Annotated in this window: 42 protein-coding genes; 3 read left to right on the plus strand and 39 right to left on the minus strand. The window is 40.3% G+C overall.

The annotated features are described in order from the left end of the window. Nucleotides 1-48: 48 nt before the first annotated feature. From moaC to CYO90_RS02760, 3 genes are read left to right on the plus strand one after another with little or no spacing between them, the layout of a single operon-like run. Complete coding sequence (gene moaC / locus CYO90_RS02750; protein WP_180996194.1) at nucleotides 49-525, plus strand: cyclic pyranopterin monophosphate synthase MoaC; 477 nt, start codon at nucleotides 49-51, stop codon at nucleotides 523-525. Next, nucleotides 500-766 (plus strand): HP0495 family protein, encoded by a 267-nt coding sequence (locus CYO90_RS02755; RefSeq protein ID WP_009295275.1) that lies wholly within the window; start codon nucleotides 500-502, stop codon nucleotides 764-766. The genes moaC and CYO90_RS02755 overlap by 26 nt, the downstream gene beginning before the upstream one ends. A 9-nt stretch (nucleotides 767-775) precedes the next feature. Continuing rightward, complete coding sequence (locus CYO90_RS02760; protein ID WP_103578372.1) at nucleotides 776-1,993, plus strand: hypothetical protein; 1,218 nt, start codon at nucleotides 776-778, stop codon at nucleotides 1,991-1,993. A gap of 69 nt (nucleotides 1,994-2,062) precedes the next feature. Here CYO90_RS02760 and CYO90_RS02765 read toward each other — a convergent pair whose 3' ends face one another. From CYO90_RS02765 to rpsJ, 39 genes are all read right to left on the minus strand, one after another. Then, nucleotides 2,063-2,857, minus strand: a complete 795-nt coding sequence (locus CYO90_RS02765) for an undecaprenyl-diphosphate phosphatase (RefSeq protein ID WP_002941660.1) — start codon at nucleotides 2,855-2,857, stop codon at nucleotides 2,063-2,065. A gap of 58 nt (nucleotides 2,858-2,915) precedes the next feature. Further along, nucleotides 2,916-4,826 (minus strand): transketolase, encoded by a 1,911-nt coding sequence (gene tkt, locus CYO90_RS02770; RefSeq protein WP_103578373.1) that lies wholly within the window; start codon nucleotides 4,824-4,826, stop codon nucleotides 2,916-2,918. Between the two features lie 107 nt (nucleotides 4,827-4,933). Next, complete coding sequence (locus CYO90_RS02775; protein WP_103578374.1) at nucleotides 4,934-5,833, minus strand: polyprenyl synthetase family protein; 900 nt, start codon at nucleotides 5,831-5,833, stop codon at nucleotides 4,934-4,936. Beyond that, nucleotides 5,830-6,939: a DUF7488 domain-containing protein gene (locus CYO90_RS02780; RefSeq protein ID WP_103578375.1), complete on the minus strand. Its 1,110-nt coding sequence runs from the start codon at nucleotides 6,937-6,939 to the stop codon at nucleotides 5,830-5,832. The genes CYO90_RS02775 and CYO90_RS02780 overlap by 4 nt, the downstream gene beginning before the upstream one ends. Further along, complete coding sequence (locus CYO90_RS02785) at nucleotides 6,936-7,250, minus strand: YbaB/EbfC family nucleoid-associated protein (RefSeq protein ID WP_103578376.1); 315 nt, start codon at nucleotides 7,248-7,250, stop codon at nucleotides 6,936-6,938. Before CYO90_RS02785 ends, CYO90_RS02780 begins: the two co-directional genes overlap by 4 nt. Nucleotides 7,251-7,253: 3 nt before the next feature. Next, complete coding sequence (gene panD / locus CYO90_RS02790) at nucleotides 7,254-7,601, minus strand: aspartate 1-decarboxylase (protein WP_002941539.1); 348 nt, start codon at nucleotides 7,599-7,601, stop codon at nucleotides 7,254-7,256. Nucleotides 7,602-7,603: 2 nt separating this feature from the next. After that, nucleotides 7,604-8,887, minus strand: a complete 1,284-nt coding sequence (locus CYO90_RS02795) for a UDP-N-acetylmuramoyl-L-alanyl-D-glutamate--2,6-diaminopimelate ligase (protein WP_103578377.1) — start codon at nucleotides 8,885-8,887, stop codon at nucleotides 7,604-7,606. Beyond that, nucleotides 8,865-9,419 (minus strand): hypothetical protein, encoded by a 555-nt coding sequence (locus tag CYO90_RS02800; RefSeq protein WP_035142362.1) that lies wholly within the window; start codon nucleotides 9,417-9,419, stop codon nucleotides 8,865-8,867. Before CYO90_RS02800 ends, CYO90_RS02795 begins: the two co-directional genes overlap by 23 nt. After that, nucleotides 9,406-9,681 (minus strand): NifU family protein, encoded by a 276-nt coding sequence (locus CYO90_RS02805; protein WP_009295267.1) that lies wholly within the window; start codon nucleotides 9,679-9,681, stop codon nucleotides 9,406-9,408. The genes CYO90_RS02800 and CYO90_RS02805 overlap by 14 nt, the downstream gene beginning before the upstream one ends. Before the next feature lie 136 nt (nucleotides 9,682-9,817). Beyond that, complete coding sequence (locus CYO90_RS10440) at nucleotides 9,818-9,952, minus strand: hypothetical protein (RefSeq protein ID WP_258030631.1); 135 nt, start codon at nucleotides 9,950-9,952, stop codon at nucleotides 9,818-9,820. Between the two features lie 451 nt (nucleotides 9,953-10,403). After that, complete coding sequence (rplQ, locus tag CYO90_RS02815; RefSeq protein ID WP_002941584.1) at nucleotides 10,404-10,760, minus strand: 50S ribosomal protein L17; 357 nt, start codon at nucleotides 10,758-10,760, stop codon at nucleotides 10,404-10,406. 11 nt (nucleotides 10,761-10,771) lie between these two features. After that, nucleotides 10,772-11,788: a DNA-directed RNA polymerase subunit alpha gene (locus CYO90_RS02820; protein WP_002941564.1), complete on the minus strand. Its 1,017-nt coding sequence runs from the start codon at nucleotides 11,786-11,788 to the stop codon at nucleotides 10,772-10,774. Nucleotides 11,789-11,802: 14 nt separating this feature from the next. Further along, the gene (gene rpsD / locus CYO90_RS02825; protein ID WP_002941501.1) at nucleotides 11,803-12,429 is read right to left on the minus strand and encodes a 30S ribosomal protein S4; all 627 of its coding nucleotides are present in this window, start codon (nucleotides 12,427-12,429) and stop codon (nucleotides 11,803-11,805) included. A 25-nt stretch (nucleotides 12,430-12,454) separates the two neighbouring features. Further along, the gene (gene rpsK, locus CYO90_RS02830) at nucleotides 12,455-12,847 is read right to left on the minus strand and encodes a 30S ribosomal protein S11 (RefSeq protein ID WP_002941551.1); all 393 of its coding nucleotides are present in this window, start codon (nucleotides 12,845-12,847) and stop codon (nucleotides 12,455-12,457) included. 22 nt (nucleotides 12,848-12,869) lie between these two features. Then, the gene (gene rpsM / locus CYO90_RS02835; RefSeq protein WP_002941610.1) at nucleotides 12,870-13,238 is read right to left on the minus strand and encodes a 30S ribosomal protein S13; all 369 of its coding nucleotides are present in this window, start codon (nucleotides 13,236-13,238) and stop codon (nucleotides 12,870-12,872) included. Between the two features lie 3 nt (nucleotides 13,239-13,241). Beyond that, nucleotides 13,242-13,355, minus strand: a complete 114-nt coding sequence (gene rpmJ, locus CYO90_RS02840) for a 50S ribosomal protein L36 (RefSeq protein WP_002941545.1) — start codon at nucleotides 13,353-13,355, stop codon at nucleotides 13,242-13,244. A 189-nt stretch (nucleotides 13,356-13,544) separates the two neighbouring features. Next, entirely contained in the window at nucleotides 13,545-13,763 is a 219-nt protein-coding gene (gene infA, locus CYO90_RS02845; protein ID WP_002848031.1) for a translation initiation factor IF-1, read from the minus strand. Between the two features lie 34 nt (nucleotides 13,764-13,797). After that, nucleotides 13,798-14,556, minus strand: a complete 759-nt coding sequence (gene map, locus CYO90_RS02850; protein WP_103578378.1) for a type I methionyl aminopeptidase — start codon at nucleotides 14,554-14,556, stop codon at nucleotides 13,798-13,800. Nucleotide 14,557: 1 nt separating this feature from the next. Further along, nucleotides 14,558-15,820, minus strand: coding sequence for a preprotein translocase subunit SecY (gene secY / locus CYO90_RS02855; RefSeq protein WP_009295263.1), 1,263 nt, complete (start codon nucleotides 15,818-15,820; stop codon nucleotides 14,558-14,560). Beyond that, a complete protein-coding gene (gene rplO, locus CYO90_RS02860) occupies nucleotides 15,820-16,221 on the minus strand; it encodes a 50S ribosomal protein L15 (RefSeq protein WP_103578379.1) in 402 nt (133 codons plus the stop codon). Before rplO ends, secY begins: the two co-directional genes overlap by 1 nt. 15 nt (nucleotides 16,222-16,236) lie before the next feature. Further along, nucleotides 16,237-16,680 carry a 30S ribosomal protein S5 gene (gene rpsE / locus CYO90_RS02865; protein WP_002941646.1) on the minus strand — a complete coding sequence of 148 codons (444 nt, stop codon included), beginning with the start codon at nucleotides 16,678-16,680 and terminating at the stop codon, nucleotides 16,237-16,239. A gap of 15 nt (nucleotides 16,681-16,695) precedes the next feature. Continuing rightward, nucleotides 16,696-17,052, minus strand: coding sequence for a 50S ribosomal protein L18 (rplR, locus tag CYO90_RS02870; RefSeq protein WP_002941658.1), 357 nt, complete (start codon nucleotides 17,050-17,052; stop codon nucleotides 16,696-16,698). 10 nt (nucleotides 17,053-17,062) lie between these two features. Beyond that, nucleotides 17,063-17,599 carry a 50S ribosomal protein L6 gene (rplF, locus tag CYO90_RS02875; protein WP_002941606.1) on the minus strand — a complete coding sequence of 179 codons (537 nt, stop codon included), beginning with the start codon at nucleotides 17,597-17,599 and terminating at the stop codon, nucleotides 17,063-17,065. A 197-nt stretch (nucleotides 17,600-17,796) separates the two neighbouring features. Further along, nucleotides 17,797-18,192 (minus strand): 30S ribosomal protein S8, encoded by a 396-nt coding sequence (gene rpsH, locus CYO90_RS02880; RefSeq protein ID WP_009295261.1) that lies wholly within the window; start codon nucleotides 18,190-18,192, stop codon nucleotides 17,797-17,799. 9 nt (nucleotides 18,193-18,201) lie between these two features. Then, a complete protein-coding gene (locus tag CYO90_RS02885) occupies nucleotides 18,202-18,387 on the minus strand; it encodes a type Z 30S ribosomal protein S14 (RefSeq protein ID WP_002941532.1) in 186 nt (61 codons plus the stop codon). 1 nt (nucleotide 18,388) lies between these two features. Continuing rightward, nucleotides 18,389-18,934, minus strand: a complete 546-nt coding sequence (rplE, locus tag CYO90_RS02890; protein ID WP_002941643.1) for a 50S ribosomal protein L5 — start codon at nucleotides 18,932-18,934, stop codon at nucleotides 18,389-18,391. A 5-nt stretch (nucleotides 18,935-18,939) separates the two neighbouring features. After that, on the minus strand, nucleotides 18,940-19,176 hold the full coding sequence (gene rplX, locus CYO90_RS02895; protein WP_103578380.1) for a 50S ribosomal protein L24: 237 nt from the start codon (nucleotides 19,174-19,176) through the stop codon (nucleotides 18,940-18,942). Next, on the minus strand, nucleotides 19,176-19,544 hold the full coding sequence (gene rplN / locus CYO90_RS02900) for a 50S ribosomal protein L14 (RefSeq protein WP_002941516.1): 369 nt from the start codon (nucleotides 19,542-19,544) through the stop codon (nucleotides 19,176-19,178). The genes rplX and rplN overlap by 1 nt, the downstream gene beginning before the upstream one ends. Next, entirely contained in the window at nucleotides 19,544-19,795 is a 252-nt protein-coding gene (gene rpsQ, locus CYO90_RS02905; protein ID WP_002941511.1) for a 30S ribosomal protein S17, read from the minus strand. Before rpsQ ends, rplN begins: the two co-directional genes overlap by 1 nt. 1 nt (nucleotide 19,796) lies before the next feature. Further along, nucleotides 19,797-19,991, minus strand: a complete 195-nt coding sequence (gene rpmC, locus CYO90_RS02910) for a 50S ribosomal protein L29 (protein WP_002941625.1) — start codon at nucleotides 19,989-19,991, stop codon at nucleotides 19,797-19,799. Continuing rightward, nucleotides 19,978-20,403 carry a 50S ribosomal protein L16 gene (gene rplP / locus CYO90_RS02915; RefSeq protein WP_002941572.1) on the minus strand — a complete coding sequence of 142 codons (426 nt, stop codon included), beginning with the start codon at nucleotides 20,401-20,403 and terminating at the stop codon, nucleotides 19,978-19,980. Before rplP ends, rpmC begins: the two co-directional genes overlap by 14 nt. A 2-nt stretch (nucleotides 20,404-20,405) precedes the next feature. After that, nucleotides 20,406-21,104 carry a 30S ribosomal protein S3 gene (gene rpsC / locus CYO90_RS02920; protein ID WP_002941650.1) on the minus strand — a complete coding sequence of 233 codons (699 nt, stop codon included), beginning with the start codon at nucleotides 21,102-21,104 and terminating at the stop codon, nucleotides 20,406-20,408. Nucleotide 21,105: 1 nt separating this feature from the next. Next, a complete protein-coding gene (gene rplV, locus CYO90_RS02925; protein WP_009295259.1) occupies nucleotides 21,106-21,438 on the minus strand; it encodes a 50S ribosomal protein L22 in 333 nt (110 codons plus the stop codon). Nucleotides 21,439-21,449: 11 nt separating this feature from the next. Next, nucleotides 21,450-21,731, minus strand: a complete 282-nt coding sequence (gene rpsS, locus CYO90_RS02930; protein ID WP_002941639.1) for a 30S ribosomal protein S19 — start codon at nucleotides 21,729-21,731, stop codon at nucleotides 21,450-21,452. Between the two features lie 2 nt (nucleotides 21,732-21,733). Then, a complete protein-coding gene (gene rplB / locus CYO90_RS02935; protein ID WP_002941522.1) occupies nucleotides 21,734-22,567 on the minus strand; it encodes a 50S ribosomal protein L2 in 834 nt (277 codons plus the stop codon). A gap of 1 nt (nucleotide 22,568) precedes the next feature. Continuing rightward, nucleotides 22,569-22,850 carry a 50S ribosomal protein L23 gene (locus tag CYO90_RS02940; protein WP_002941535.1) on the minus strand — a complete coding sequence of 94 codons (282 nt, stop codon included), beginning with the start codon at nucleotides 22,848-22,850 and terminating at the stop codon, nucleotides 22,569-22,571. A 1-nt stretch (nucleotide 22,851) separates the two neighbouring features. Continuing rightward, a complete protein-coding gene (rplD, locus tag CYO90_RS02945) occupies nucleotides 22,852-23,466 on the minus strand; it encodes a 50S ribosomal protein L4 (protein ID WP_012140561.1) in 615 nt (204 codons plus the stop codon). Next, entirely contained in the window at nucleotides 23,463-24,041 is a 579-nt protein-coding gene (rplC, locus tag CYO90_RS02950) for a 50S ribosomal protein L3 (protein WP_002941563.1), read from the minus strand. The genes rplD and rplC overlap by 4 nt, the downstream gene beginning before the upstream one ends. Before the next feature lie 20 nt (nucleotides 24,042-24,061). Then, the gene (gene rpsJ / locus CYO90_RS02955; RefSeq protein WP_009295257.1) at nucleotides 24,062-24,370 is read right to left on the minus strand and encodes a 30S ribosomal protein S10; all 309 of its coding nucleotides are present in this window, start codon (nucleotides 24,368-24,370) and stop codon (nucleotides 24,062-24,064) included. Between the last annotated feature and the right edge of the window lie 249 nt (nucleotides 24,371-24,619).

A 24,619-nucleotide genomic window follows, 5' to 3' on the forward strand; every position in this document is an offset into this window, starting at 1 on the left:
TAACTTAAATTTGCTTAAATAGGCTATAATCCACCAAAAAAAGGAGAGATAATGCTAACACATTTAGATGAAAAAGACCGTCCAAAGATGGTCGATGTAAGCCCAAAAGATCCAACTAAAAGAGTAGCAACTGCTAGCGGGATCATCAAAATGAGCAAAGATGCTTTTAAGGCGATCAAAGAAAATACTGGAAAAAAAGGCCCAGTCATCCAAACAGCGGTTGTCGCTGCTATAATGGGCGCTAAAAAGACAAGCGAGCTAATACCTATGTGCCATCCACTGGCCATTTTGGGTGTGGATTGTGACATCGAGGAGCTGCCTGAAATTTGCGCTTTTAAGCTTTATGTGAGCGTCAAGATAGAGGGCAAAACAGGCGTTGAGATGGAGGCTCTAACAGGCGTGAGCGTGGGACTTTTAACCATTTATGATATGGTAAAAGCTATAGATAAGGGCATGCAGATAGATAACATCGTGCTAGAGAGCAAAACAGGAGGCAAAAGTGGCGAATATATGCGATCTAAATAATAAAAAGGCAAAAATCGACTACCCAACACACTGGGAGTATAAAGTGATATTTGACGCTGGCGTAAATGCCGAAGAGAAGGTAAAAGAGATAGTAAAAGATAGAGAATTTAAGCTAGTTTTTTCAAAATTTAGCAAAGATAAAAAATACGCTAGCTACGACCTAGCCGTGCTAGTTTTAAGCGAAGAAGAGAGGCTAGAGATTTTTTCAGCGCTAAAACACGAAGCAAAATACGTTTTATAAGGCAAAAATATGGATAAACTTGAGCAAAATTTACGTGATTATAAAGATAGCGAGGGGCTACTAACTAGCATAAAGGCTCTTTGCAACGACTTTTTTAGGGACGTCTCAGACAAAGACGAAAACACACTGCCCGATCTTTTAAAGCAAAAGATGAACGAGCTTTACGATAAGATGGATAAAGAGAGCCTCATAAATGCTAAAAACCTAAAAAGCGCTATGGAGGGGATAAATCAGGCCCTAGTTAGCGGCCAAGAGAAGGGGCTTTATGAGCTATTTGATAAAAGAGATGAGATAAATAGAGCGATCGAGGCAAAGCGTGAAGAGATAAAAAATAGGCTAAAAATTTCATTTGAAGCGGCTGAAGAGGTCGTAAAGGATAGAAATTTTGGCGAAAAAGAGGAAATTTTAGAGCTTTTAAATAACGCCATTATTAGAGAAACAAGGATGCTTGGCATCTTAAAAGAGAGCGCTCAAATCGCCTTTCTAACAACACTTGAAGGTGCAAAGGACGTAGAAGAGACCGCTGGCGCGATAGCTAAAAATATGACCTATTCTGCGATAAGAGGCGGGGAGTTTAGCAAGGAGCGAATGTTTGAAATTTCAAAAAATATCATCAGTGCAGCGGGGAATTTAGCAAATGAGGGGCATATATTTGCAAAAGAGCTCATAAAAGGCGCGATAAACGGCACAAGAGATGGCGTTTTAAGAGCTATTGAGAAGCTAAAAGATGAGGCGAAATTTGCTCCAGATGAGCTAAGGCTAAACTCACAGCTTTTAAATTTAAAAAACGTGGATGAAGAGTTCATAGCGCTTCTTAAAGAGCTTGAAAATGAATTTGACGGCGTGGCTAAAAGCGAGATCGAAAGCGTGATAAATAGCGAGCTTGACACAAACCTAGCAAAATTTAAACGCATAAGCGATCAAGCGATGGAGCAGATCAGCTCAAGGCTTGAAGAGCTAAAGTCAAACGGCGTTGCAAAGCTTGTGAGCGAGGCGAACAATAAATTTGAAGCTCTAAAGCAAGAGCTAAAGCTAAATTTTGACGCAAATGACAAGCTTGAAGGCCTCAAACAAGATATCGCAGAGTTTGAGAAAAAGGCGAACGACAAGCTTGAAGACATCAAACAGATGGATATAAAATCAGAAGCTAAGAAATTTGGCGACAGAGCATATCAAGCCGCAAAAGACTTCATAAACGTCATAAAAAAAGATAAAAAAGAGGAGTAAATTTGCCAAGCTTTTTGGCAAATTTATCATTTTGGCTAGGTCTTAGCCTAGCCTTTTCATCACTTAAATTTATAAGAATAGATAGAGCAAAAACGCACCCAAGATCAAGCGATAGATGACAAAAGGTAGCATCCTGATCCTTGAGATGATCCCCATAAATAGCTTCACGCAGATATAAGCACTAACTGCACTTATGATGACGCCAAGGGCGATGTCGCTCCAAGGCAGAGCGTTTGGATCTTTTATAAGCTTTATGCTCTCAAGTCCGCCAGCTAGGATGATGACAGGTATCGAAAGTAAAAATGAGAAATTTGCACTGCCTTTATGGCTAAAGCCTAAAAAAAGTGCCGCCGTCATCGTTATGCCTGATCTTGAGACGCCAGGGATGAGCGCCACAGCCTGCGCTAAGCCGATGATGAGAGCAAATTTTATGGTCATTTCGTATTCGCTTTTGTTTGTTGAGCGAAGATCAGCAAAGTAAAGTGCGATGCCAAAGATGATCGTTGTAACAGCGATCACAACGCCGCTTCTTGCGTACTCTTCGATCACGTTGTTAAACAAAAGTCCAAAGATACCAACTGGGATAGTGGCAAATCCCACGCACCAGACAAGCAAGCTATCGCCTACCATCTTTCTTTGCGCTATCGAGGCAAAAAAGTCGCGAAGTAGCTTAAAAATCGTATCTTTAAAATAAAAAAGTATCGCGCTTAGCGTACCAACATGCACTGCCACGTCAAAAGCAAGCCCTTGATCTGGCCAGCCAAGTAGCTTTGGCACCAAGATGAGATGAGCCGAGCTTGATATCGGCAAAAACTCGCTTATGCCTTGCACCAAGGCCAAAACGATAACGTGAGAAATTTCCATAAAATGCCTTTTTTGATTTTAGATTGCAGCTGGGGATTTTACTCCCCAAAGTTAAATTTTATATAAGTTCACTAGCAAAATTTGCAAGCTTTTGCGGAGTAAATCCGAAGTGATCAAATAGCTCATTTGCCTTGCCGCTGGCGCCAAAGCTGTTCATGCCATAAACCGCGTCAGCAAATTTATACCACTCATAGCCAGTTGCAGCCTCAACTGCGATGATGGTTGTATTTTTATCTAAAATTCTAGCCACATACTCAGCTGGCTGCTCGCAAAGTAGGTCAAAACAAGGCGCTGATACGATGTTTGCACCGATACCTTGCTCAGCTAGAAGTGCGGCTGCTTTTACGCAGAGTGAGACCTCGCTGCCGCTTGCTATAAATGTGATCTTTGCATCTTTTGCCAAGCTTAAAAGATACGCTCCGTTGCTAACCTCGCCAAATTCGCCTTTTGCAAGTGGGTCAAGCCCTTGGCGGCTAAGCACAAATGCGCTTGGAGCGTTTAAATTTAGAGCTGCTTGCCAGCTAGCTGCGTTTTCGTTACCATCAGCTGGGCGGAAAGTGTAGAAATTTGGCATCGCTCTAAATGTGCTAAGCTGCTCGATAGGCTGGTGTGTCGGACCATCTTCGCCAACGCCGATACTATCGTGCGTAAAGACAAAAAAGTGCTTGATGCCCATTAGCGCTGCTATCCTCGCACTTGGCTTTAGATAGTCACTGAAGATGAAAAATGTCGCTGAAAAGGGCAAGAAAAGGCCGTATCTAGCGATGCCGTTGTTGATAGCTGCCATGGCGTGTTCTCTGATGCCGTAGTGGATATTTTTGCCATTTGGGAAGTCGCCCATGCCCTTTAGCTCAGTCTTGTTTGAAGGAGCAAGATCTGCGCTACCACCGATAAAGCCAGGGAGTTTTTTGGCTATCTCATTTAAAATGACATGGTTTGTATCTCTTGTAGCTAGCTTTTTGTCGCTAAAGTCTGGGAATTCGATCTTGCTAAAGTCTGGATTAAGAAGTGAGTTTAATAAATTTTTGCCTTCAATGCTTAGTGCCTCAACCTTTTTGTTCCACATCGCCTCTTCAAGATCGCCCTTTTCAACTGCGCCTCTAAATCTTAAAAGCACGTCCTCGTCGATAGCAAATTTCTTCTCAGGGTCAAAACCAGCTGCGGCCTTTGCCTTTTTGATGATCTCTTCGCCAAGCGGTGCGCCGTGGCTGTGGTGGCTGCCTTCAAGCTCCATTGCGCCGCGTGCTATGTGTGTGTTTGCGATGATGAGATATGGCGACTCTTTCTCGCTCGCTTGCTCAAGTGCAAATTCGATCTGGTTGTAGTCGTGTCCGTCTATGCGTGCGACCTCCCAGCCCTGTGCCTCGAACCTCGCCTTGACATCCTCGCTAAATGCGATCGCTGTGTCACCCTCGATCGTGATATTGTTTGAGTCGTAGATGAGCACAAGGTTGTCTAGTCTTAAATTTCCTGCGATCGAACATGCCTCGTAGCTTATGCCCTCTTCAAGATCGCCGTCGCCGCAAAGGCAGTAAATTTTGTGATCGATTATTTTATTATCTGGCTCATTTAGCACGTTTGCAGCGTATTTTTCTGCCATGGCAAGGCCAACTGCATTTGCCACGCCTTGACCAAGTGGGCCAGTAGCCATCTCAACGCCTGGAGTGTGAATTTCTGGGTGTCCTGGGGTGTTTGAGCCAAGTTGGCGAAAATTTTTGAGCTCATCTAGGCTTAGATCGTAGCCGCTTAGGTGCAAAAAGCTATAGACTAAGCTTGATGCGTGACCACCGCTAAAAACGAGCCTATCTCTATTTAGCCATTTTGGATTTTTAGGGTTGTGTTTTAAAAAGTTGCTTAAAACCACCATGATATCGGCTAGGCCCATAGGAGCACCTGGGTGTCCGCTGTTAGCGTTTTGCACCATATCAGCGCACAAAAATCTTATAGTATCGGCTTGTTTTTTTAGCATATGATCTCCTTTTATTGCGTCAGATTATACAAAAAAGTGATTAAAACTTGCCTTGCGTTTTTGCCCAAAATGTCTAAAAAGTGATATAAATTTACGAAATTTACGCACTATCTTAGGTGCTTGTCTGTAAGCTCTAAGATCATCTTTGCGATATTTGTATCTACCTGTTTTAGCGCCTCTTCTATCTCGCAAATAAGCTCATCTTTTTTCTTTTTTGCGCCAGATAGACCAAGTAAATTTGTAAATGAGTTTTTAGCTAGGTCGTTGTGCACTGGCTTCCCAGCAGCTGCCTCGTCGCTTGTGAGATCGATGATGTCGTCTTGTATCTGAAAAGCAAGCCCAAGCTTTAGGCCGATATCGTAAATTTTCTCGCACTCTTTTTCGCTTAAATTTACTATCACAGCGCCCATTTTTAGGCTTGCAGCGATGAGTTTTGCGGTTTTGTGGATGTGCAAAAAGACTAGCTCATCAAGGCTTAGCATCTTGCCAGAGAGGCCAAATTTAGTCTTTGCTCTTTTGATGTCCTCTTTGTTTGTATTTTCAAAAAAACAATCCAGCGCCTGCCCTAGCACCATGCCGCTAACGCCAGCATTTTGGCTTAAAATTTCAACGCACTTTATACGAGTGTCAGCTGGCAACTTGGCACGTGAAATTTCATAAAAAGCATGCGTATTTAGCGCATCTCCTGCAAGTATAGCAGTAGTCTCGTCGTATGTGACGTGAAGCGTTGGCGTGCCGCGCCTTAGGCTTGCGTTATCCATAGACGGCAGATCATCATGGATGAGCGAGTATGTATGCATCATCTCAAGCCCCAAAGCCACTCTCATCGCCTTTTGCGTGAGGCTTTTATCGACATTTTCGACCACGCCAAGAAGCAAAAGCGCCCTAAAGTGCTTGCCTCCAGCCTTTAGCATAATGCCAAGCGCCTCCTCATAGTAAGGATGAAAGCTAGACGCCTTTGGCAAATTTGCATTTAGAAATTTTACGAAGTCCTCAAGTAGGCTCATTTTGGCACTCTTGCAAAGAACTGAAAGTCATTTCTAGTAAATAAAAGCACGAAATTTTGCAGATCGCCGATCTTTTCTAAAAGCTCCTCGCGGCTATTCACGCTCTCTTTGTTGTAGCCTAAAATTTTATCGCCTATTTTGATGCCAAAGATGTCGGCATTTGACTTTGGCTCGACCTTTGTAACTACTAAATTTTTATCAACCGTGATACCATAATCCACCAAAACTTTATCATCTAGCAAGCTCTCAGGCGACTTTGGCATGACATTTAAATTTGGCAGATCAAGGCTTGAAGGAGCGTCTATATCAAGGCTTTGGTTAAATTTCACATCTCCGCTTACTGGGACTTGAAAGAGTAGCTCTTGCCTATCACGCTTCACGATGATGTCCAGTTTTGCGCCCTTTGGAGCAAAAAGCACCATCTCATTTAGCTCTCTTAGGCTCTTTGGCTTGATGCCATTTACACTAACAAGCTCATCATCAACCATCATCATCTTGCCGCGGCCCAGTGGATCAACAAGACCCACAAAAAATTTATCCTCTTTTTGCAAGAATTTCACGCCGATATCGCCGTAATATACGTCATCATAAGATACAAAGTGCTTTAGATAGCGGTTTGGTATAAATTTATCAGCTCCAACAGCTATGCCTATCATCTTACAACAAGGTGTATTTATCTCGCCAGTTGCGTTATACTCGAAGCTTAGCGTGTCAAAGTCGCCCAAATTTTGCCCCAAAGACTTGATGTGACCCATGACGGTGTTATTAGAGTCGTTTAAGATGCCAACCCAAGTGCTCTTTTTAATGCGTTCCTCGTTGGTCTCATCAGCCATCACAACAGGGCTTAACTCTTTGCTAGAGCGCACTAGGAAAAGCTGCAAATATGGGTCAAATTTGACATATTCGCCAAGCGGAGCTCCCTCGCTTTTTGGCACTGCGATCAAATTTTTAGTGATAGCCACGCCAAAGTGTTTATTTACTGAGACGATCGAGTTTTTGTTCTTTTCAAAGCAGGCGTTAAAGTCCTCTTGCGTAGGCCTAGGATCGGCGTTTAGGCAAAGCGCTGATAGCAAAAATGCAAGGGCAAATTTATATTTTAGTCTCATTTTATCCCCATCGAAGCAAGACCGCCAAGCATCCTTGAAGCGGTGTTTTTCTTATCAGCCTCAACTGACTTTAGCACGTCATTTACGGCGCTTATTAGTAAAATTTGCATACTCTTTTTATCTTCAAGCAAGCTATCATCTATACTGATATCAAGTATCTCGCCACTGCCGTTTGCTCTCACGCTCACCAGCCCACCGCCACTTTTTGCTCCAAATTCTTTATTTTTGCTCTCTTCTTCTATCTGTTTGGCCTGTCTTTGCACATCCTCAAGCATCTGCCCCATCTTTGAAAAGTCAAATCCCTCAAACATCGCCTACTCCTTTATGATCTCGTTTTTGTTATTTACGTGCACGATGGTTGGCTTAAATTTCTTAGCCTTTTTAAATTTCATGCTAGCGTAAGCCACGATGATGACCACGTCTCCTACGCAGACTTTTCTAGCAGCTGCGCCGTTTAGGCAAATTTCGCCTTTTTTGCCCTTTATCACGTAGGTGGCAAATCTCTCGCCATTATTTACGTCTAAAATTTCAACCTTTTGATTTTCTATCAAATTTGCAGCTTTTATAAGCTCCTCGCCGATGCTGATCGAGCCAACATAGTTTAAATTTGCGTCTGTTACGACGGCTCTGTGGATCTTACTAGCTAAAATTTCTATATTCATTTTTACCTCTTTAAAAGCTCTTTTACTACTTCTTTGTCGCTAAATGGGTGCTTGACGCCCTTTATCTCTTGATATGGCTCGTCGCCTTTGCCGAGTATGACAAGCGCCCAGCCAGGCTCAAGCTTGCTAATGGCTAGCGCGATTGCCTCTTTGCGGTTGGCGTTTCGTATCAAATTTTCATTTTGGCTCATGCCAGCGCAAATTTCATCGATTATGCTCTCTGGCTCTTCGCTTCTTGGATTGTCACTTGTGACTATGCAAATTCTTGCGTATTTTTGGGCTATCGCTCCCATTTTAGGGCGCTTTGTCCTATCTCTGTCGCCGCCTGCGCCAAAGACTGCGATCAAATTTAGATGTCTAAGCGAGTTTAGCACCTTTTCTATGCCATCTGGCGTATGGGCAAAATCCACGATGACTAGCGGATCGGTGCTAACGACCTCCATCCTGCCGCTCACGCCTTTAAATTTACTTATCGCCTTTGAAAGTGCGGCTGCGTCTGGGCGCTCTAGCAGGCAAACGGCGCCAAGAGCGGCGATTAGATTGTAAAGATTAAACTCGCCTTGAAGGCTTGAGTCTATCTCCACATCGCCATTTGGCGTCTTGATGACCGCGTCTATGCCGCCCTTTAGCCCATAAACTATCGGTGCAAAGCTGGCTGGCTTTTTGACCGCGTATGTGTAGGCATTTTTTGGGTTAAATTTAACTCCGCCATCGTCAATATTTATGAGCTTTATGCTCTCATCGTCAAAAAAGCTTGATTTTACCCTAGCATACTCCTCCATGCTCTTGTGGTAGTCGAGATGGTCTTGAGTTAAATTTGTAAAAATTTTTAGGGCAAATTTCAAGCTCTCTATGCGCTTTTGAGCGATCGCGTGCGAGCTAACCTCCATCACGAAGTACTCACAGCCATGCTCGCTAGCTGCTTTGAGATATGAGAGCGTCTTTAAAATGGCACTTGTCGTAAGCGCCTTGTCATCTATCTGCTCGCCCTCTATAAATGCCCCTCTGGTGCCACTTAGCCCACATTTTTTACCTAAATTTCGCAGGGTTTCGTAGATAGCCGCAGCCGTTGTGGTCTTGCCATTGGTGCCTGTGATGCCAACTATTTTTAGATTTTCATCAATCTTTAAAAGCTTTTTGCACTCTTCAAGGGTGATTATCTTAGCGCCCTTTTTTACCGCATCCTCTGCAAATTTCGCATTTGCAGTGGTTTGCACAAAGTATGCACCCTGCTCGCACTCGTTTGAGTCATCTGTTATGAAGCTATTTTCTACTGATATTTTCATCGTTTTGTCTTTTTTGTATCTCTTTAAAAAGCTGATCTATACGCTCGTCGCCGCCAAACATCACCGCTGCACTCTCAAGGTAGTTCATGCTCATATCAATGAAGTCATTTTTTATCAAATTTCCTAAAAATTCCAAAAAATCGTCTTTGTTTGAGATCATCACCTTTGTTGAGAACATGATGTTTTCAAAGACCTTTTTAAAGCTGCCGTCCTTATAAACAGCCCTTTTAAAGTCCTCGTAGCTGATCGCGTCTTGCTCTTCAAAGTACTCGCTCTCCTCGTCTCTGGACTCTAAAATTTTTAAAATCTCCTCCACGCCCTCGTCGTCCTCGCCGGCTCTTACCTTCGCCATGTAGTAGTCAAACAAGAGCTTTGCTTCCTCGGCATTTTCCTCGCCAAGAGAGCAAATTTGTATCAAAAATAGTAAATTTCTCTCCTGCGTCTTTTCGTAGGCTAGTGAAAAGTAAAAGATCGCATCTTTAAATTTAGAGCGTTTGAAATATTTTATGCCTATTTTTTTATAATCTATCAATGTCAAATTCCTCGCCTATTGGGACATTTATGACCTCAAGCTCTGGGTGAATGTCTATGCGAAGCTGCCTTTCGATGCCGTATTTTAGCGTGGTCGTACTAGCTGCGCATCCGTGACAATGTCCTGTGAGTCTTACGTAAATTTTGCCGTTTTTTATGCCAAGTAGCTCCATACCACCGCCGTCATTTTCAAGCATCGGTAGCACCTTTTGCAAACTCGCAGTCACTGGTTTTAAAAGCTCTTCATCACTAAATGGGATCATATTTTTTCCTTAAATTTTTTAGTTATTATAGCAGATAAAGTGCAAACAAACGTTTTCTAGGCTTTTGCTGGGGGCGTTTTGGCTTTAAATTTTGGTGGTTTTTTGTGGAGAAAAAGGGCAAATTTGCCCTTTAAGTTTAGTTTAGTAGAAGTGATTTTATATCGATTTTATGTTCAATCATCTTGCTCTCAAGCATAAATTCTTGCGTAGCCTCAAGCGCTTTTATATCATCGGCCGTGATCTTTGAGCTAAAGTCATACTGAGGATACATGCTCTTTACCGCCTCTATGCTAAGCCCAGTCTCTTCGGCTGTAAATTTAAGCGCCTCGTCCTCGTTTGCCTTTATGTAGTCTAAAATTTCGTCCTGAGCCTTTTTAAATTTCTCAACTACATCTTTGTGCTTTTTGTAAAACTCCCCCGAAAGAGCTAAAAATTTATAGGTTTATTATAGGGATTTTTGAGTGTATTAAATTTTACGTCATGATCATCTAGTTAAATTTTTGGTTTAAAGCCGTTATATAAATTTGCATTAGCTTCAAGCCTGCCACACCCACTAGCAGAATACCCTAAGGACCAAATTTTATGATTTTCTAACTTGTAAATTTACTACAACAAGAAGATGCGGATAAGTATGGATAAATTTAAAAACAAAATTTTTTAAAAAAATAAACGTAAAAAGAAAAATTTAGAAAGAAAAGAGAGCCAGATAGGCTCTCTGGGGATTATTCAGCTACTAGCTCTATATAAGCCATCTCGGCTGCGTCGCCTCTGCGAACGCGAGTTTTGATGATTCTTGTATAGCCACCGTTGCGCTCTTTAAATTTTGGAGCCACTTCAGTAACTAGCTTATTTGTAGTCTCTTTGTCTTGCAATGAAGCAAATACTGCTCTGTGAGCGTTAGAGTCGCCCTTTCTAGCTCTTGTGATAAGCTTTTCAACATAGCTTCTAAGCTCTTTTGCTTTTGGTAAAGTTGTCTCTATCTTTTCGCTTTTGATGATAGCTATCGCTAAATTCTTAAGCAATGCAGATCTATGAGATGACGTTCTACCAAGTTTGCGATATCCGTGTTTATGTCTCATCTATTGTCCTTTTATTCTTTTGCACTCATTTGTGATTTTAGCTCGGTTATTTTCTTTCTGAGTTGCTCTTTGCTATCTTTTAACACATCGACACCAACTGGATAGCCTATCTCCTCCATAACCGCTTTTATCTCTTCAAGAGATTTTTTACCTAAATTTTTAAGCTCTTTAAGCTCATTTTCGTCCATCAACGCAAGCTCACCGATAAATCTAATATCGGCTTTATCAAGGCAGTTAAAACTTCTAGCGCTTAAATTTAGATCTTCTACACTAGAAAGTAGCTTTGAGAACTCGCCGCTTGCACTTGAACTAGCAACTGGCGCACTAACATCAATATCTAAAATTCCTTTAAATACTGACATTTGTTGATACATAGCTTCTAAACAATTTTTAAAAGCTTCTACTGGACCAACTTGACCATCTGTTGTTATCGTAAATACGATCTTCTCGTAGTCTGGGTCATCTTCAACCAAGACGTTTTGTATCTCATAAACTGCTTTTTTAACAGGTGTAAAGAAAGCATCTAGTGCGATATACTCGTCTTCGATCTCTTCTCTGATCTCTTCACTAGGAACATATCCGATACCTTTTTGGATGATAACTGAGAAATTTAACTCAGCATCTTCGTTGATGGTTGCAAGATATGCGTCTGGATTAACGATCTCAACTAGGTCGTTATTTAGGTCAGCTCCAGTTATCTCTTTTGGTCCCTTAAAGCTATACTCTATAACTTCACGCTCACTGCCGCTTTTTAATTTAAATCTGATCTTCTTCAAATTTATAATAAAAAATGCCACGTCTTCAAGCATGCCACGCATACTATCAAATTCGTGACTAACGCCTTTTATCTTTACACCGATAGGAGCAAAGCCTACTGTGCTTGTGTAAAGAAGACGGCGTAGTGGGTGAGCCAAAGTAACAGCATAACCTGCTTCAAAAGGATATGCTGTAATGTTAGCGACATTTTCGCTAACACTTTTAACTTCTATTTCAGTTGGCATATAAGCTGATGTAGTAATCTTTCTCATCTTTATACCCTCTATTATTTCGAATAAAGCTCTACTATAAATCTTTCCTCAACAGGAATGATAACCTCTTCTCTTTCTGGATTTCTAGTAAAAATTCCAAATTTTTTCTCTTTTTCCACATCTACCCAAGCAACGATGCCAGTTTGAGCTGTAAGATCGATCGCGCGAACGATTTGTGGATTGTTTTTAGATTTCTCAGCAACTTCTACTTTAGAGCCTGGCTCCACTCTGTAAGATGGGATATCTACTCTCTTGCCATTTACTAAAATATGTCCGTGAGTTACAAGCTGGCGAGCAAAACGACGAGTCGTTGCAAAGCCCATTCTGTAAACAACATTGTCTAATCTCTGCTCTAATAGTTGAACCAAAAGAGCACCAGTGTTGCCCTCACGGCGTGCTGCCTCTTGGAACAATCTTCTAAATTGTTTCTCTGAAACACCATACATAAATTTAGCTTTTTGCTTCTCACGAAGTTGTAAGCCATATTCGCTTATTTTTGCTCTTCTTTGTCCGTGTTGTCCTGGCGCATAAGGTCTTTTTTCTAAAGCGCTTTTACCAGCAAGTCTTCTTTCGCCTTTTAACGCAAGAGACACACCAAGACGTCTTTCTAATTTTTCAACAGGTCCTGTATATCTAGCCATAATAATTTCTCCTAATTTTCTCTAATTATACGCGGCGGCGTTTTGGCGGTCTGCAACCATTGTGTGGTAAAGGTGTGATATCTTTGAAGAAAGTTACTTTTATACCTTCAACACCACCTACACTCTTCACAGCCGTTTCACGTCCGCTACCTGGACCTTGAACCTTGATGCCAACTTCTTTAATGCCGTGTTCTTTTGCTTTATTTAAAGCATCTTCTACAGCTTGTTGAGCTGCATAAGGAGTTGATTTTTTACTACCTTTAAAGCCTAAGCCACCTGCACTACTCCATGCAATAGCATTTCCCATTTCATCAGTTACAGTTACCATAGTGTTGTTAAATGTTGCACTGATATAAACGATACCTTTGGCTATGCTTTTTCTAACTACTTTTTTCTTAACAATTTTTCTTTTCGCCATTTATTATCCTTTAACCCTTGCCTTACTTAGTAGCCGCACCGACAGTTTTACGTCTGCCTTTTCTGGTTCTAGCATTAGTTTTAGTCTTTTGACCACGAACAGGAAGACCCTTTCTGTGGCGAAGACCTCTATAACTTCCAAGATCCATAAGAGCTTTGATATCCATAGCAACTTGTTTTCTCAAATCACCCTCAACGATATGGTGCTCTTGAATTTCTTTACGGATAGCTGCTGCTTCGTCTTCGCTAAGCTCATAGACTCTCTTATCATAAGAAATTCCAGCTGCGTCAAGGATTTGACGAGATTTGTAAAGACCTATACCATAGATATAAGTCAAACCATACTCTATTCTCTTTTTGTTTGGTAAATCTACACCTGCAATACGTGCCATGCCTTATCCTTGTCTTTGTTTATGTTTTGGATTTTCGCAGATAACACGAATTATGCCACTACGTTTGACAATTTTACATTTGTCACACATCTTCTTTACAGAAGGACGAACTTTCATTTTAGTCTCCTAAAAATTTATTCCACTTTTTTAGGGGCTGCATCAGGTCTAAAGAAATAATTTAAACCAACTATTTTCAAAATAAGTGGGGAACTTTGAAAATAATTCTTCATACAGCTTTTCGCAAAGCTTGGATTTTACCCAAAACCAGCTTTAAATTTACTTAGCATATTTGCCACAAAATCAAATTTACTTATATCTATAAGTGATCCTGCCCTTGTCTAGGCTATATGGCGTAAGTTCTACTTTTACGCGGTCGCCAGGCATTATCTTTATATAATGCATTCTCATCTTTCCGGCGATATGACATAAAATTATATGTTTGTTGTCAAGCTCAACTTTAAAAGTTGCATTTGGCAGTGCTTCAACAACATTTCCATCAATCTCAATGACATCGTCTTTTGCCACAAACTCTCCTTTCTTTAAATTTTTGATATAAATTTTATGCTTGGCTTAAAATTTCGGCTTTGCCATTAACTATCGCCATGCAATGCTCATAATGGCTAGTTCTCAAACCATCTTTTGAGGTTACTTTCCAGTTATCGCTTCCTAAAACTGGCGTGCCATCTTTTTGGCAGATCATCGGTTCTATACAAAAAACCATTCCCTCTTTTATCTTTGGTCCAGCTTTTGGGTTGTTTCCTTCAAGATAGTTTGGAATTTCTGGCTCTTCGTGCGGCCTTTTACCTATGCCATGACCGCAATATCCGCGCAAAGGCACATATCCTCTACCAAGAATAAATTTCTCAAGCTCGTAGCTAATCTCTTTAAAATGCATACCAGCTCTTATAAAATCAATTGCAAAATATAGCGCGTCTTTTGAGCAAGCGATCAAAGCTTCGTCTTCTTTTGAAATTTTACCAACTCCAAATGTCCTAGCTGAATCACCAAAATAACCATCTAAATTTGAACCAATATCTACACTAACGATATCGCCCTCTTTTAGTTTGTATTCATTTGGAATTCCGTGGATCACCACTTCATTGACGCTTATGCAAGCTGCATTTGGAAAGCCATAAAGCCCTTTAAAGGCCGGTTTTGCTCCAGCGGCTCTTACCATATCTTCACAAATTTTATCTATCTCAAGAAGTGAAATTCCAGGTTTTATGATCGTAGAAACGTGATCAAGAGTTCGAGCGACGATCTTGTTCGCCGCTCTCATTTTCTCTATCTCAGCTGGTCTTTTTAGCGTGATAGCCATTTTACAGACCTACTGCACTTAGAGTTTGGTATTTATTTGTATAAGACTGAGCCTCTATACGTCTCATCGTATCAAGTGCTACCGAAACCACGATAAGAACTGATGTACCACCAAAATAAAATGGTACCCCCATAGTCTTTACAAGTACCCAAGGTAATGTTGAAATGATACCCAAGTACAAAGCTCCACCTAAAGTTAGCCTGCCAGCTACTTCATTTAGATAGCTAGCTGTACTCTCGCCTGGCCTAACACCTGGGATAAATCCGCCTTGTTTCTTTAAATTTTCACTTATATCTTTTGTGTTAAACACGATAGATGCATAGAAAAACGCAAAGAAGATGATAAATAAAAATGTTAAAACATTAAACATATAGCCATTTGGACTTAAAAAGTCGTTGATAGCCTGGATTACTGGATTTGTGCTAGCTTGTAAAATAGTGCTTGGAAACATCAAAATCGCACTAGCAAATATCGGTGGGATAACGCCACTTAAATTTACTTTGATCGGTATATAGTTCATTATACGTTTGTTTTGATTTTCCATTATCACTTTTCTTGAGTAAGAAATAGGGATACGTCTTTCGCCCATCTCGACAAAGATAATAGCACCAATAGTCGCTAAAATGATCACCAAAATAGCGATGACTGTTAAGAAATTCATCTCAGAAGTATTTACCAAATTTACAGTTCCGCCGATCGCACTAGGTATGCCAGAGACGATGCCCGCAAAGATGATAAGACTTATACCGTTGCCTATACCACGCTGTGTGATCTGCTCACCTATCCACATAAGTAGCATGGTGCCAGTTAGCATAGATACAGCAGAGATCGCAATAAATAAATTCATATCTATCATGATAGCTTGCTCGCCACCACGACCGCTTAAGCTTTGAAGTCCGATAGAGACGCCGATTGATTGTACAAGAGTGATAACGATAGTCGCATAACGTATGATTTGCATATATTTTTGCATACCGTCGCGCTCTTTTTTCATCTGACCTAACTTTGGAAATGTCGCTGCTAGAAGCTCCATGATGATCGAAGCTGTGATGTAAGGCATGATGCCCAGAGATATGATACTTAAACGCTCAGCGGCCTTACCACTAAACATATTAAATAGACCCAAGGCGTTGCTATTGTTTGAATTGAAAAATTCTTTAATTACGTCGACATTAACACCAGGAACTGGCACATAAGCCAGTATCCTGTATGCGAACAAAAATGCCAACGTGATTAAAATCTTGTTGGTCAGTGTTTTATCCATTATTTTGTTCCGCTAACGCTAACATTCTCGTCTTTGATCTTTGAAGCAAGAGCTTTTGCGCTTGCACCGATTAGTTTTATCTTAGTAACGCTCTTTGAAATTTTATGAACGCTAGCTATTGTTGCTATTGAAATTTCAGCAAGCTCTTTTATAGTTGTGATCTTCTCAACATTGATAACATAAGGTTTTTCAAATTTAGAAGCAAAGCCTACCTTTGGAAGACGTCTTTGAAGTGGTTGTTGTCCGCCCTCAAAACCTCTTTTTTCGTTGTAGCCCTTTCTTGCTCTTTGACCTTTGTTACCTTTGCCGGCAGTTTTGCCATTGCCACTGCCTTGACCACGACCTATTCTTTTAGTTGCATGAGTTGAACCTGCAGCAGGTGTTAATTTTTCTAATGCCATCTTAACTCCTTTCTCTTAGCTTTTTAGCAAACTAAGTGCTTTTATAGTAGCACGAACGACGTTTGCTGAGTTGTTTGAGCCAAGTGATTTAGTAAGGATATCCTTAATACCTGCAAGCTCGATAATAGGACGTGCACTACCACCAGCGATAACACCGGTACCTTCGCTAGCTGGGCGAAGTAGCATTCTACTTGCGTTGTATTTTACCTCTACATCGTGAGGGATAGTTGTGCCCTTGATCTTAACGTGGATAATATTTTTAAATGCGTCGTCAATCGCTTTTCTCATCGCATCTGGCACCTCTTTAGCTTTGCCATATCCAAAGCCAACTAGGCCATTTCTATTACCAACAACAACTAAAGCTGTAAATCTAAATCTACGACCACCTTTAACAACCTTTGTAACCCGACCGATATCGACGATTACTTCTTCAAATTCTTCTCTATTATATTTTTCCATCGATTTTCCTTTGGGTTATAGCTTGATGCCATTTTCTCTTAAAGCTTCAGCAAATGCTGCGATAACGCCATGGTATAGATAACCATTTCTATCAAAAATTGCAACATCTATCTTCTTAGCTTTCAAAGCCTTAGCAAATTCTTTAGCTAAAGTGACCGCACCTTCTTTGTTTGCTTTTATGCCTATTTTTCTACCATCAACTGCAGCTAGTGTAGTAGCTGTAACATCGTCAATCGCTTGAACATAAAGGGTTCTGTTTGATTTGAAAATAGAAACTCTTGGGCAAGTTGCAACACCAGAAATTTTACCTCTGATTCTTCTTTTTCTCTTAATTCTAAGAGCGATTTTTCTTTTTAGTACTTTTGCTGTCATTTACCGCTCCTTACTTCTTAGATGTCTTGCCCGCTTTGCGGATGATACGTTCTTCTAGATATTTAACGCCCTTGCCCTTATATGGCTCAGGTGGTCTAAATCCTCTAACTTGAGCAGCCACTTGACCTACTACTTGTTTGTCGTCACCTTTGATAGTAATAACGTTTTTATCAACGCTAGCTTCAACGCCTGCTGGTAGCTCATAGTTAATAAGGTGTGAAAAACCAAGAGATAGCTCTAAAATTTTACCTTTTGCAGCTGCTTTGTAACCAACACCGTTGATCTCAAGCTGGCGAGTAAAGCCATGAGTGATACCAGTTACGATGTTGTTAGCAAGTGCTCTATATGTTCCCCAGTAAGCTCTGCTTTGGCGATCTTCGCCCTTTGGAGCAAAAACTATATGACCATTTTCTATCTTGACATCAACGTGACCTTTTGTGTCAAGCTCTTTTAAGTGATTGCCCTTTTTAAATTTTAGGACATTATTTTCAACGCTAACGTCTACACCACTTGGGATAGCGATAGGCTGTTTTCCAATACGTGACATTTTTTTCCTTTACTTGTCTAGGGTGTTCCTACATTTACGAATAAACACCACAATGCCGTAAATTTGATCGTCAAATTTGACGAAACCTTCATTTGAATTTCTAAATTTAGCTTTGGCGAAATATAAAATTTCACCTAGCTAAAAAGAAATTTTAACCTTAAGTTATAAGGTCAAAATAGCGCTTTTAACGCAGTTTATTACCAAACGGTGCAAAGAACCTCGCCACCAACGCCAGCTTTACTTGCCTCAATACCGCTCATAACGCCTTTGCTTGTGCTAACGATAACTGTTCCGTAACCATTTTTAAAACGCTTAATGTCGTCTTTACCTTGATAAACACGGCGACCAGGTTTTGAAACCCTTTTAAGCTCGTTTATAACGCTTCTGCCGTACTCATCATACTTTAAAACTACGTTTATAAATTTCTTGTTACCTTCTTCGATAACGTTGTAGCTCTCTACATAGCCTTTTGCTGCAAGGATAGAAAGAGTAGCCTCAACAACCTTAGAATGAAGCAATTTCGCAGTCTCAAGTCTTCTCATACTTGCATTTCTAATGCGTGTTAATCCATCTGATATTAAATCGTTCAACATTTCTCTTCCTTACCAACTTGCTTTTTTAAGACCAGGTATTAGGCCTTCGTTAGCCATTTTTCTTAGGCAAACACGGCAAATTCCAAAATCTTTATAAACAGAGTGCGGACGACCGCAAATTTGGCATCTAGTATAGCCGCGAACCGCAAATTTTGGCTTGCGTGCAGCTTTTGCTATCATTGATTTCTTTGCCATTTTACTTTCCTTTTGCAAACGGCACACCAAATAGCTCTAGCAATTTGAATGCCTCTTTATCGTTTTTAGCCGTAGTAGCAATCGTAATATTCATACCATGAGTTCGTAAAATTTTATCATACTCAACCTCTGGAAACATTAGCTGCTCGCTAAGACCGAAGTTATAGTTTCCACGTCCATCAAAGCCATTTTTTGGAAGACCACGGAAGTCTTTAACTCTTGGAAGAGCAACGCTGATTAGCTTATCTAAGAAAGCATACATTTGCTCTTTTCTCAAAGTTACTTTGATACCAACAGGGAAACCTTCGCGAACTTTAAAGCCAGCAACTGATTTTTTAGCATCAGTGATAACTGCTTTTTGTCCAGCGATAAGTGAAATGGTATCAGCCATATTTTGAAGCACTTTCTGATCTTTCGCAGAGTCTCCAGCACCTACACTGATCACGATCTTCTCGAGCGCAGGGATAAGCATTGGATTTTTGATGTCAAATTCTTTTACGAGAGCTGGCTTGATAGTTTCGTTAAATTTATCTTTTAATCTACTCATATCTCTTATCCTTCAACTTTCGCGACATTTGATATGTCAATTGGCATCTCTTTATTTACGTGACCACCATTTAGAGTTTTTTCGCTTGGTTTGATAGCTTTTTTAGCTACTTTGCATCCCTCAACTATAACCTGACCTTTTTTTGCAAGAACTGCTAAAATTTTACCAGTTTTGCCTTTATCGTCACCAGCGATGATCTTAACGGTATCGCCTTTTTTGACTTTAAATTTTACATTAGCCATTATAAAACCTCCGGAGCTAGCGAAACAATCTTCATAAAGTTAGCATATCTAACTTCACGTCCAACTGGTCCAAAAATACGAGTGCCGACTGGCTCTTTTTTGCTATCAAGTATAACAGCTGCGTTCTCGTCAAAGCGGATTAACGAACCATTATCTCTTTGAACCTCTCTTTTAGTTCTTACAACAACAGCTTTTACAACCTGTCCTTTTTTGATCTTACCATTTGGAAGAGCTTTTTTAACAGAGCAAACTATGATATCACCAAGTGTAGCGTATCTTCTTTTGCTGCCGCCAAGAACTTTTATACACATTAACTCTTTTGCGCCGCTGTTATCAGCAACTGCAAGTCTTGTAAAACTTTGAATCATTACTCAACTCCCTTTGCCAATACAGCTTTTAAGCGAAAATTCTTGCGAGCCGAAAGTGGTCTGCACTCAACTGCAACAACTGTATCGCCTGCTCTTGTCTCATTTTTCTCATCATGAACTAAATACTTTTTAAAACGTTTTACAAATTTATGGTATCTTGGGTGCATAACGCGTCTTTCTACCAAAATAGTAGCTGTTTTATCTCCAGCTTTTTGCAAAACAACACCTTGAATTTCTCTTTTTAATGCCATTTTACGCCCCTTGTCTTGTTGCACTAATTGCAGTGTTGATCTGAGCTATCTCTTTGCGAACAGCACTAATCTCATTAGGGTTGCTTAACTGCATAGTTTTTAGCTTTTGTCTCAATGTAAATAAAAGCACCTTTTTCTCTTTTAGCAACGCGTTTAATTCTGCAACGCTCTTATCTTTTAACTCAGTATATTTCATTTTCACTCTCTCGCGTTACAAATTTTGATTTGAAAGGAAGTTTGTGTAGAGCCAAAGTTAAAGCTTCACGAGCCAACTCTTCGTCAACACCAGCCATTTCAAATATTATACGACCAGGTTTGATGTTCATAACCCACTCTTCAACTCCTGCCTTACCTTTACCCATACGAGTTTGTAGAGGTTTTTTAGTAAGTGGCTTGTCAGGGAAAACCCTAATCCAAATTTTAGCCTGTCTCTTTACGTGACGAGTTAGAGCTTGACGAGCAGCTTCTATTTGGCGTGAATTTACTCTACCAGCCTCAACAGCTTTAAGTGCAAATTCGCCAGTTGCTAAAGATGCTCCACGAGTCGCATAACCACGGTTGCGACCTTTCATTTGCTTACGAAATTTCGTTCTTTTAGGCATCAACATAATTATTTACCTCTTCTTGCTCTACGTGTTTTCTTAGGTGCCTCTTCTTCAGTTTTCTCAGGTTGAACACCTTTTTGAAGAACCTCACCTTTAAAAATCCATACTTTAATACCTATGTTTCCATAAGTTGTATGAGCCTCAGCTACACCGTAATCTATCTTTGCTCTAAGAGTATGAAGCGGAACACGACCTTCTAGATACCACTCGGTTCTTGCCATCTCAGCGCCACCTAAACGACCAGCAACTGAAATTTTGATACCTTTAGCGCCTGATTTTTGAGCACCTTGGATAACTTTTTTCATAGCACGTCTAAATGCGACACGCTTTTCAAGTTGCATAGCTACGTTTTCAGCAGCAAGTTGAGCTGAAGCTTGAGCTTTTCTTTCTTCTTTGATATTTACATTTACTTCTTTGCCGATAAGTTTGCTAACTTCGTTCTTTAGGTTTTCAACATCTTGGCCTTTTTTGCCGATGATGATACCAGGACGAGCTGCAACTACGGTTACACGAAGTTTTTTAGCCGTTCTTTCGATTAAAATTTGGCTAATTCCTGCATAGTAAAGTTTTTTCTTTAAAAATGCACGAATTTTGTAATCTTCACCGATATTTTCAGGAAGACTTTGTTTGGTTGGAAACCATCTAGATTCCCAGTTGCGGTTAATTCCTAGTCTAAGACCTATTGGATTTACTTTTTGTCCCATATTATGCTTCCTTCTTTTCAGGTTTAGATACTTCTACCATTACATGAGAAGTAGGTTTGCGAATTTTGCTCGCTGTTCCTCTTGCTCTTGGTCTAAATCTCTTTAATACAGGACCAGCATCAACGCGGCAACTAGTTACTACAACCTCTTCTGGCTCAAATCCGCCATTTGCTACTGCTGAGCTAATAGCGTTTGCTATAAATTTAGCACCACGATTTGGCATAAATTGCAAGCTTGCAAGTGCTAGCTCGGCATTCATACCTTGAACTTCTCTTGCTATAAGTCTTGCTTTTGTAGGAGAAAGTCTTACGAATTTTATAATTGCTTTACTCATATTATCTCCCCTTACTTGCCGATTTTCTTTTGCACTGAGCCTTTGTGACCCTTAAATGTGCGTGTTGGAGCAAATTCGCCAAGTTTATAGCCTATATGATTTTCTGTAACATATACAGGAATAAAGCTCTTGCCATTATGAACGTTAAATGTTAGTCCAATCATTTCAGGTACAATCGTGCTACGTCTTGACCAAGTCTTGATTGGTTTGTTATCGTTTGCATTTTTTGCGGCAATAACTTTTTTCATTACATGATCATCTACGAAAGGACCTTTTTTGAGTGATCTTGCCATCTCTATTTTCCTTTCCTTCTTGAAATTATAAGCTTATCGCTAGCTTTTTTACGGCGAGTCTTAGCACCTTTAGTTGGTTTACCCCATGGAGTAACTGGGTGACGGCCTGAATTTTTCTTACCTTCACCACCGCCGTGTGGGTGATCAACTGGGTTCATAGCAGAACCACGTGTTTGTGGGCGGATACCGCGGTAGCGATTACGTCCAGCTTTACCTATAGTGATGTTAGCCCAGTCTTCGTTGCCTACTACACCGATACTTGCCATACACTCAGCTAGTACTTGTCTCATCTCGCCACTTGGCATTCTTAAGATAACATACTTCTCTTCTTTACCCATTAGCTGAGCATAACCACCAGCTGAACGAGCTATCTGAGCGCCTTTGCCAGGTTTTAGCTCTACGTTATGAACGATAGTACCAACTGGGATAAATCTTAATTTCATAGCGTTGCCTGGTTTAATATCTAGTGAGCCCTCATCGATAGATGCGATAACATCGCCAACATTTAGGCCATTTGGTCTAATAATATAGCGTTTTTCGCCATCTTTGTAAGCTATAAGAGCGATACGGCAGTTTCTGTTTGGATCGTACTCGATCGCTTCAACTTTACCTTCTATACCAAATTTACGACGTTTAAAGTCGATGATACGATAAAGTTTTTTTGCACCTGCTTCTTTATGTCTTGAAGTTATACGACCATTGTTGTTTCTACCACCAGTTGCAGGTAGTTTAACAAGCAAGCTTCTAACGCTTGGTTTAGCTGTTATATCTTCAGAGCTTAGTCCAGTCATATATCTACGACTAGGTGTATATGGTTTATATGATTTTATAGCCATCTTACGCCTCCGTATTTTCTAGGCTTACGCCTTCAGGTAACTTAACGTAGAATTTCTTTATCTCGTCACGTTGGCCTGCTCTTCCTCTAAAACGCTTAACCTTGCCGCTAATTCTAAGTGAATTTACGCGAACAGGCGTTACTCCAAAATACTCTTGTAAAACCGCTTTTAAGCTGTTTTTTGTAACTCTTGGTGAAGTTTGGATAACAACAACGCCTTGTTCTTGAAGGCCTAGAGTTTTTTCTGTATAAATAATTGTTTTGATATCAGTTATATCCGCCATTTTAGCCCTCTTTTGTTATAGTTTTTAGTGCAGCTTTTTCAATGATAACCGAACTAAATGTAGAGACAAGATAAGCATTTACCTCATTTGCATCTACTACATAGCAGTTTGCTAAATTTCTAAAAGCAAGTAGTGTTTTATCGTCTAGTAAATCTTTAACGATAAGTGCGTCTTTTACTTTTAAATTTTTGATGATATTAGCTGCATCTTTTGTCTTTCCAGACTCGATTGAGATGCTATCTACTGCGAAAATTTTACCATCTTGTGCTTTTACTGCCAAAGCGTACTCAAGAGCTAGTCTTTTTTGTTTTTTATTGACTTTTTGAAAATAGTTTTTCTCGTTTGTTGGACCAAATGCAACTGCACCGCCTACCCAAACGTTAGTTCTAGTTGAACCCGCTCTTGCACCACCACGTCCTTTTTGTCTCCATGGTTTTTTACCACCACCGCTTACAAAAGCACGGCTTTTAGTATGAGCCGAATTTGCTCTTATACCAGCAAGGTAAGATTTTACATAAAGATATAGGTTGTGCGGATTTACTTCAGCGTAGCTTGCAGGAAGCTCTAACTCGCCTGAATTTTCAAATTTATCGTTTAATACGTGAATTTTACTCATTTTACAATCCTTATTTTACCCATTGCACCATTGTGACCAGGAACGCAACCTTTTACAACTACGATGCCATTTTGAGCGTCAAAGCTTATTAGCTCGTTTTTAACAGTAACTTTCTCATTACCCATGTGTCCTGCCATTTTCATGCCTGGTTGAACACGACCTGGCCATTCGCAGTTACCAATTGAACCGTGGCGTCTGTGGAAACGTGAGCCGTGGCTTTTTGGACCACCACCGAAACCATGTCTTTTTACCACACCTTGGTAGCCTCTACCTTTTGAGTTAAAGCTAACTTTTAAAATTTTAGCCTCATTTAATGGTGTAAAGTCTAGGTTTCCAACTTCGCTATTAGCTACTTCAAGCGTAGCAAATTTGTTAAATTCTGCTGTCAGATTGTATTTCTTTTGCTGACCAGCGATAGCTTTGTTGTTTGCTTTAGTGTGGGCATACGCTACGATAGCACGTTTGTTTTCGTCGATCTCACATACTTTAGCCTCAACTAGCTTAAGTAGTGTAACTGGCGTACTCTTCGTGGCAATCGTTCTACTCATGCCTATTTTTTCTACAATATATTCCATACTCTTATCCTTTTGTCCGCTTATTTCATCGCACGAACTTCGACATTAACTTCTGGAGCTAGGTCGAGTTTTGTTAGGCTATCTACAGTTTCTGGAGTAGCAGCTACGATGTCAAGCATACGAGCGTGTATTCTCATCTCAAACTGCTCACGTGAGTCTTTGTTGATGTGTGGAGATTTTAAGACTGTATAGCGTTTGATCTTTGTAGGCATTGGTACCGGGCCACGAACGTCGGCACCTGTTCGTTTGACAGCTTCTACGATTGCTGCAACAGTGCGGTCTAGAACTCTATGGTCGTAAGCTTTTAGCTTTAACCTGATTCTTTCCATGTGTTTTCCTTTAAAAAGAACTTGTCGCAAACTCGCGACCTCTTTACATCAAAATAACTCGCATAGGATCAAGCGATCATACGAGCAAGACATAGGTCTTTCGTAAAGAGATAGGGATTTTACAAAAAAGCTATTATAGTTGTCAAGAAAAACGCTATTTTTTGTTGAATTTTGATTAATTATTTCCTTTTGATAAGGAAGGTATCTTGCAAATGGAGAATTTATTTTTCATAAATTTTATAAATTTCT

The organism is Campylobacter concisus, from assembly GCF_002913745.1.
In the GTDB taxonomy this organism is placed as follows: Bacteria; Campylobacterota; Campylobacteria; order Campylobacterales; family Campylobacteraceae; genus Campylobacter_A; species Campylobacter_A concisus_R.

What these genes read in the sequence shown, in the direction of transcription:
- CYO90_RS02760 (WP_103578372.1), top strand. Translation starts at nt 776, where the DNA reads ATGGATAAACTTGAGCAAAATTTACGTGATTATAAAGATAGCGAGGGG.
- CYO90_RS02765 (WP_002941660.1), bottom strand. Translation starts at nt 2,857, where the DNA reads ATGGAAATTTCTCACGTTATCGTTTTGGCCTTGGTGCAAGGCATAAGC.
- tkt (WP_103578373.1), bottom strand. Translation starts at nt 4,826, where the DNA reads ATGCTAAAAAAACAAGCCGATACTATAAGATTTTTGTGCGCTGATATG.
- CYO90_RS02775 (WP_103578374.1), bottom strand. Translation starts at nt 5,833, where the DNA reads ATGAGCCTACTTGAGGACTTCGTAAAATTTCTAAATGCAAATTTGCCA.
- CYO90_RS02780 (WP_103578375.1), bottom strand. Translation starts at nt 6,939, where the DNA reads ATGAGACTAAAATATAAATTTGCCCTTGCATTTTTGCTATCAGCGCTT.
- CYO90_RS02785 (WP_103578376.1), bottom strand. Translation starts at nt 7,250, where the DNA reads ATGTTTGAGGGATTTGACTTTTCAAAGATGGGGCAGATGCTTGAGGAT.
- panD (WP_002941539.1), bottom strand. Translation starts at nt 7,601, where the DNA reads ATGAATATAGAAATTTTAGCTAGTAAGATCCACAGAGCCGTCGTAACA.
- CYO90_RS02795 (WP_103578377.1), bottom strand. Translation starts at nt 8,887, where the DNA reads ATGAAAATATCAGTAGAAAATAGCTTCATAACAGATGACTCAAACGAG.
- CYO90_RS02805 (WP_009295267.1), bottom strand. Translation starts at nt 9,681, where the DNA reads ATGATCCCATTTAGTGATGAAGAGCTTTTAAAACCAGTGACTGCGAGT.
- CYO90_RS10440 (WP_258030631.1), bottom strand. Translation starts at nt 9,952, where the DNA reads ATGTATCCTCAGTATGACTTTAGCTCAAAGATCACGGCCGATGATATA.
- rplQ (WP_002941584.1), bottom strand. Translation starts at nt 10,760, where the DNA reads ATGAGACATAAACACGGATATCGCAAACTTGGTAGAACGTCATCTCAT.
- CYO90_RS02820 (WP_002941564.1), bottom strand. Translation starts at nt 11,788, where the DNA reads ATGAGAAAGATTACTACATCAGCTTATATGCCAACTGAAATAGAAGTT.
- rpsD (WP_002941501.1), bottom strand. Translation starts at nt 12,429, where the DNA reads ATGGCTAGATATACAGGACCTGTTGAAAAATTAGAAAGACGTCTTGGT.
- rpsK (WP_002941551.1), bottom strand. Translation starts at nt 12,847, where the DNA reads ATGGCGAAAAGAAAAATTGTTAAGAAAAAAGTAGTTAGAAAAAGCATA.
- rpsM (WP_002941610.1), bottom strand. Translation starts at nt 13,238, where the DNA reads ATGGCACGTATTGCAGGTGTAGATTTACCAAACAAAAAGAGAATAGAG.
- rpmJ (WP_002941545.1), bottom strand. Translation starts at nt 13,355, where the DNA reads ATGAAAGTTCGTCCTTCTGTAAAGAAGATGTGTGACAAATGTAAAATT.
- map (WP_103578378.1), bottom strand. Translation starts at nt 14,556, where the DNA reads ATGGCTATCACGCTAAAAAGACCAGCTGAGATAGAGAAAATGAGAGCG.
- secY (WP_009295263.1), bottom strand. Translation starts at nt 15,820, where the DNA reads ATGGATAAAACACTGACCAACAAGATTTTAATCACGTTGGCATTTTTG.
- rplO (WP_103578379.1), bottom strand. Translation starts at nt 16,221, where the DNA reads ATGGCATTAGAAAAATTAACACCTGCTGCAGGTTCAACTCATGCAACT.
- rpsE (WP_002941646.1), bottom strand. Translation starts at nt 16,680, where the DNA reads ATGGAAAAATATAATAGAGAAGAATTTGAAGAAGTAATCGTCGATATC.
- rplR (WP_002941658.1), bottom strand. Translation starts at nt 17,052, where the DNA reads ATGACAGCAAAAGTACTAAAAAGAAAAATCGCTCTTAGAATTAAGAGA.
- rplF (WP_002941606.1), bottom strand. Translation starts at nt 17,599, where the DNA reads ATGTCACGTATTGGAAAACAGCCTATCGCTATCCCAAGTGGTGTAGAC.
- rpsH (WP_009295261.1), bottom strand. Translation starts at nt 18,192, where the DNA reads ATGTTGAACGATTTAATATCAGATGGATTAACACGCATTAGAAATGCA.
- CYO90_RS02885 (WP_002941532.1), bottom strand. Translation starts at nt 18,387, where the DNA reads ATGGCAAAGAAATCAATGATAGCAAAAGCTGCACGCAAGCCAAAATTT.
- rplE (WP_002941643.1), bottom strand. Translation starts at nt 18,934, where the DNA reads ATGAGTAGATTAAAAGATAAATTTAACGAAACTATCAAGCCAGCTCTC.
- rplX (WP_103578380.1), bottom strand. Translation starts at nt 19,176, where the DNA reads ATGGCTAATGTAAAATTTAAAGTCAAAAAAGGCGATACCGTTAAGATC.
- rplN (WP_002941516.1), bottom strand. Translation starts at nt 19,544, where the DNA reads ATGATTCAAAGTTTTACAAGACTTGCAGTTGCTGATAACAGCGGCGCA.
- rpsQ (WP_002941511.1), bottom strand. Translation starts at nt 19,795, where the DNA reads ATGGCATTAAAAAGAGAAATTCAAGGTGTTGTTTTGCAAAAAGCTGGA.
- rpmC (WP_002941625.1), bottom strand. Translation starts at nt 19,991, where the DNA reads ATGAAATATACTGAGTTAAAAGATAAGAGCGTTGCAGAATTAAACGCG.
- rplP (WP_002941572.1), bottom strand. Translation starts at nt 20,403, where the DNA reads ATGTTGATGCCTAAAAGAACGAAATTTCGTAAGCAAATGAAAGGTCGC.
- rpsC (WP_002941650.1), bottom strand. Translation starts at nt 21,104, where the DNA reads ATGGGACAAAAAGTAAATCCAATAGGTCTTAGACTAGGAATTAACCGC.
- rplV (WP_009295259.1), bottom strand. Translation starts at nt 21,438, where the DNA reads ATGAGTAAAGCAATTATAAAATTCGTAAGACTTTCTCCTACAAAAGCA.
- rpsS (WP_002941639.1), bottom strand. Translation starts at nt 21,731, where the DNA reads ATGGCAAGATCACTCAAAAAAGGTCCTTTCGTAGATGATCATGTAATG.
- rplB (WP_002941522.1), bottom strand. Translation starts at nt 22,567, where the DNA reads ATGGCTATAAAATCATATAAACCATATACACCTAGTCGTAGATATATG.
- CYO90_RS02940 (WP_002941535.1), bottom strand. Translation starts at nt 22,850, where the DNA reads ATGGCGGATATAACTGATATCAAAACAATTATTTATACAGAAAAAACT.
- rplD (WP_012140561.1), bottom strand. Translation starts at nt 23,466, where the DNA reads ATGAGTAAAATTCACGTATTAAACGATAAATTTGAAAATTCAGGCGAG.
- rplC (WP_002941563.1), bottom strand. Translation starts at nt 24,041, where the DNA reads ATGGAATATATTGTAGAAAAAATAGGCATGAGTAGAACGATTGCCACG.
- rpsJ (WP_009295257.1), bottom strand. Translation starts at nt 24,370, where the DNA reads ATGGAAAGAATCAGGTTAAAGCTAAAAGCTTACGACCATAGAGTTCTA.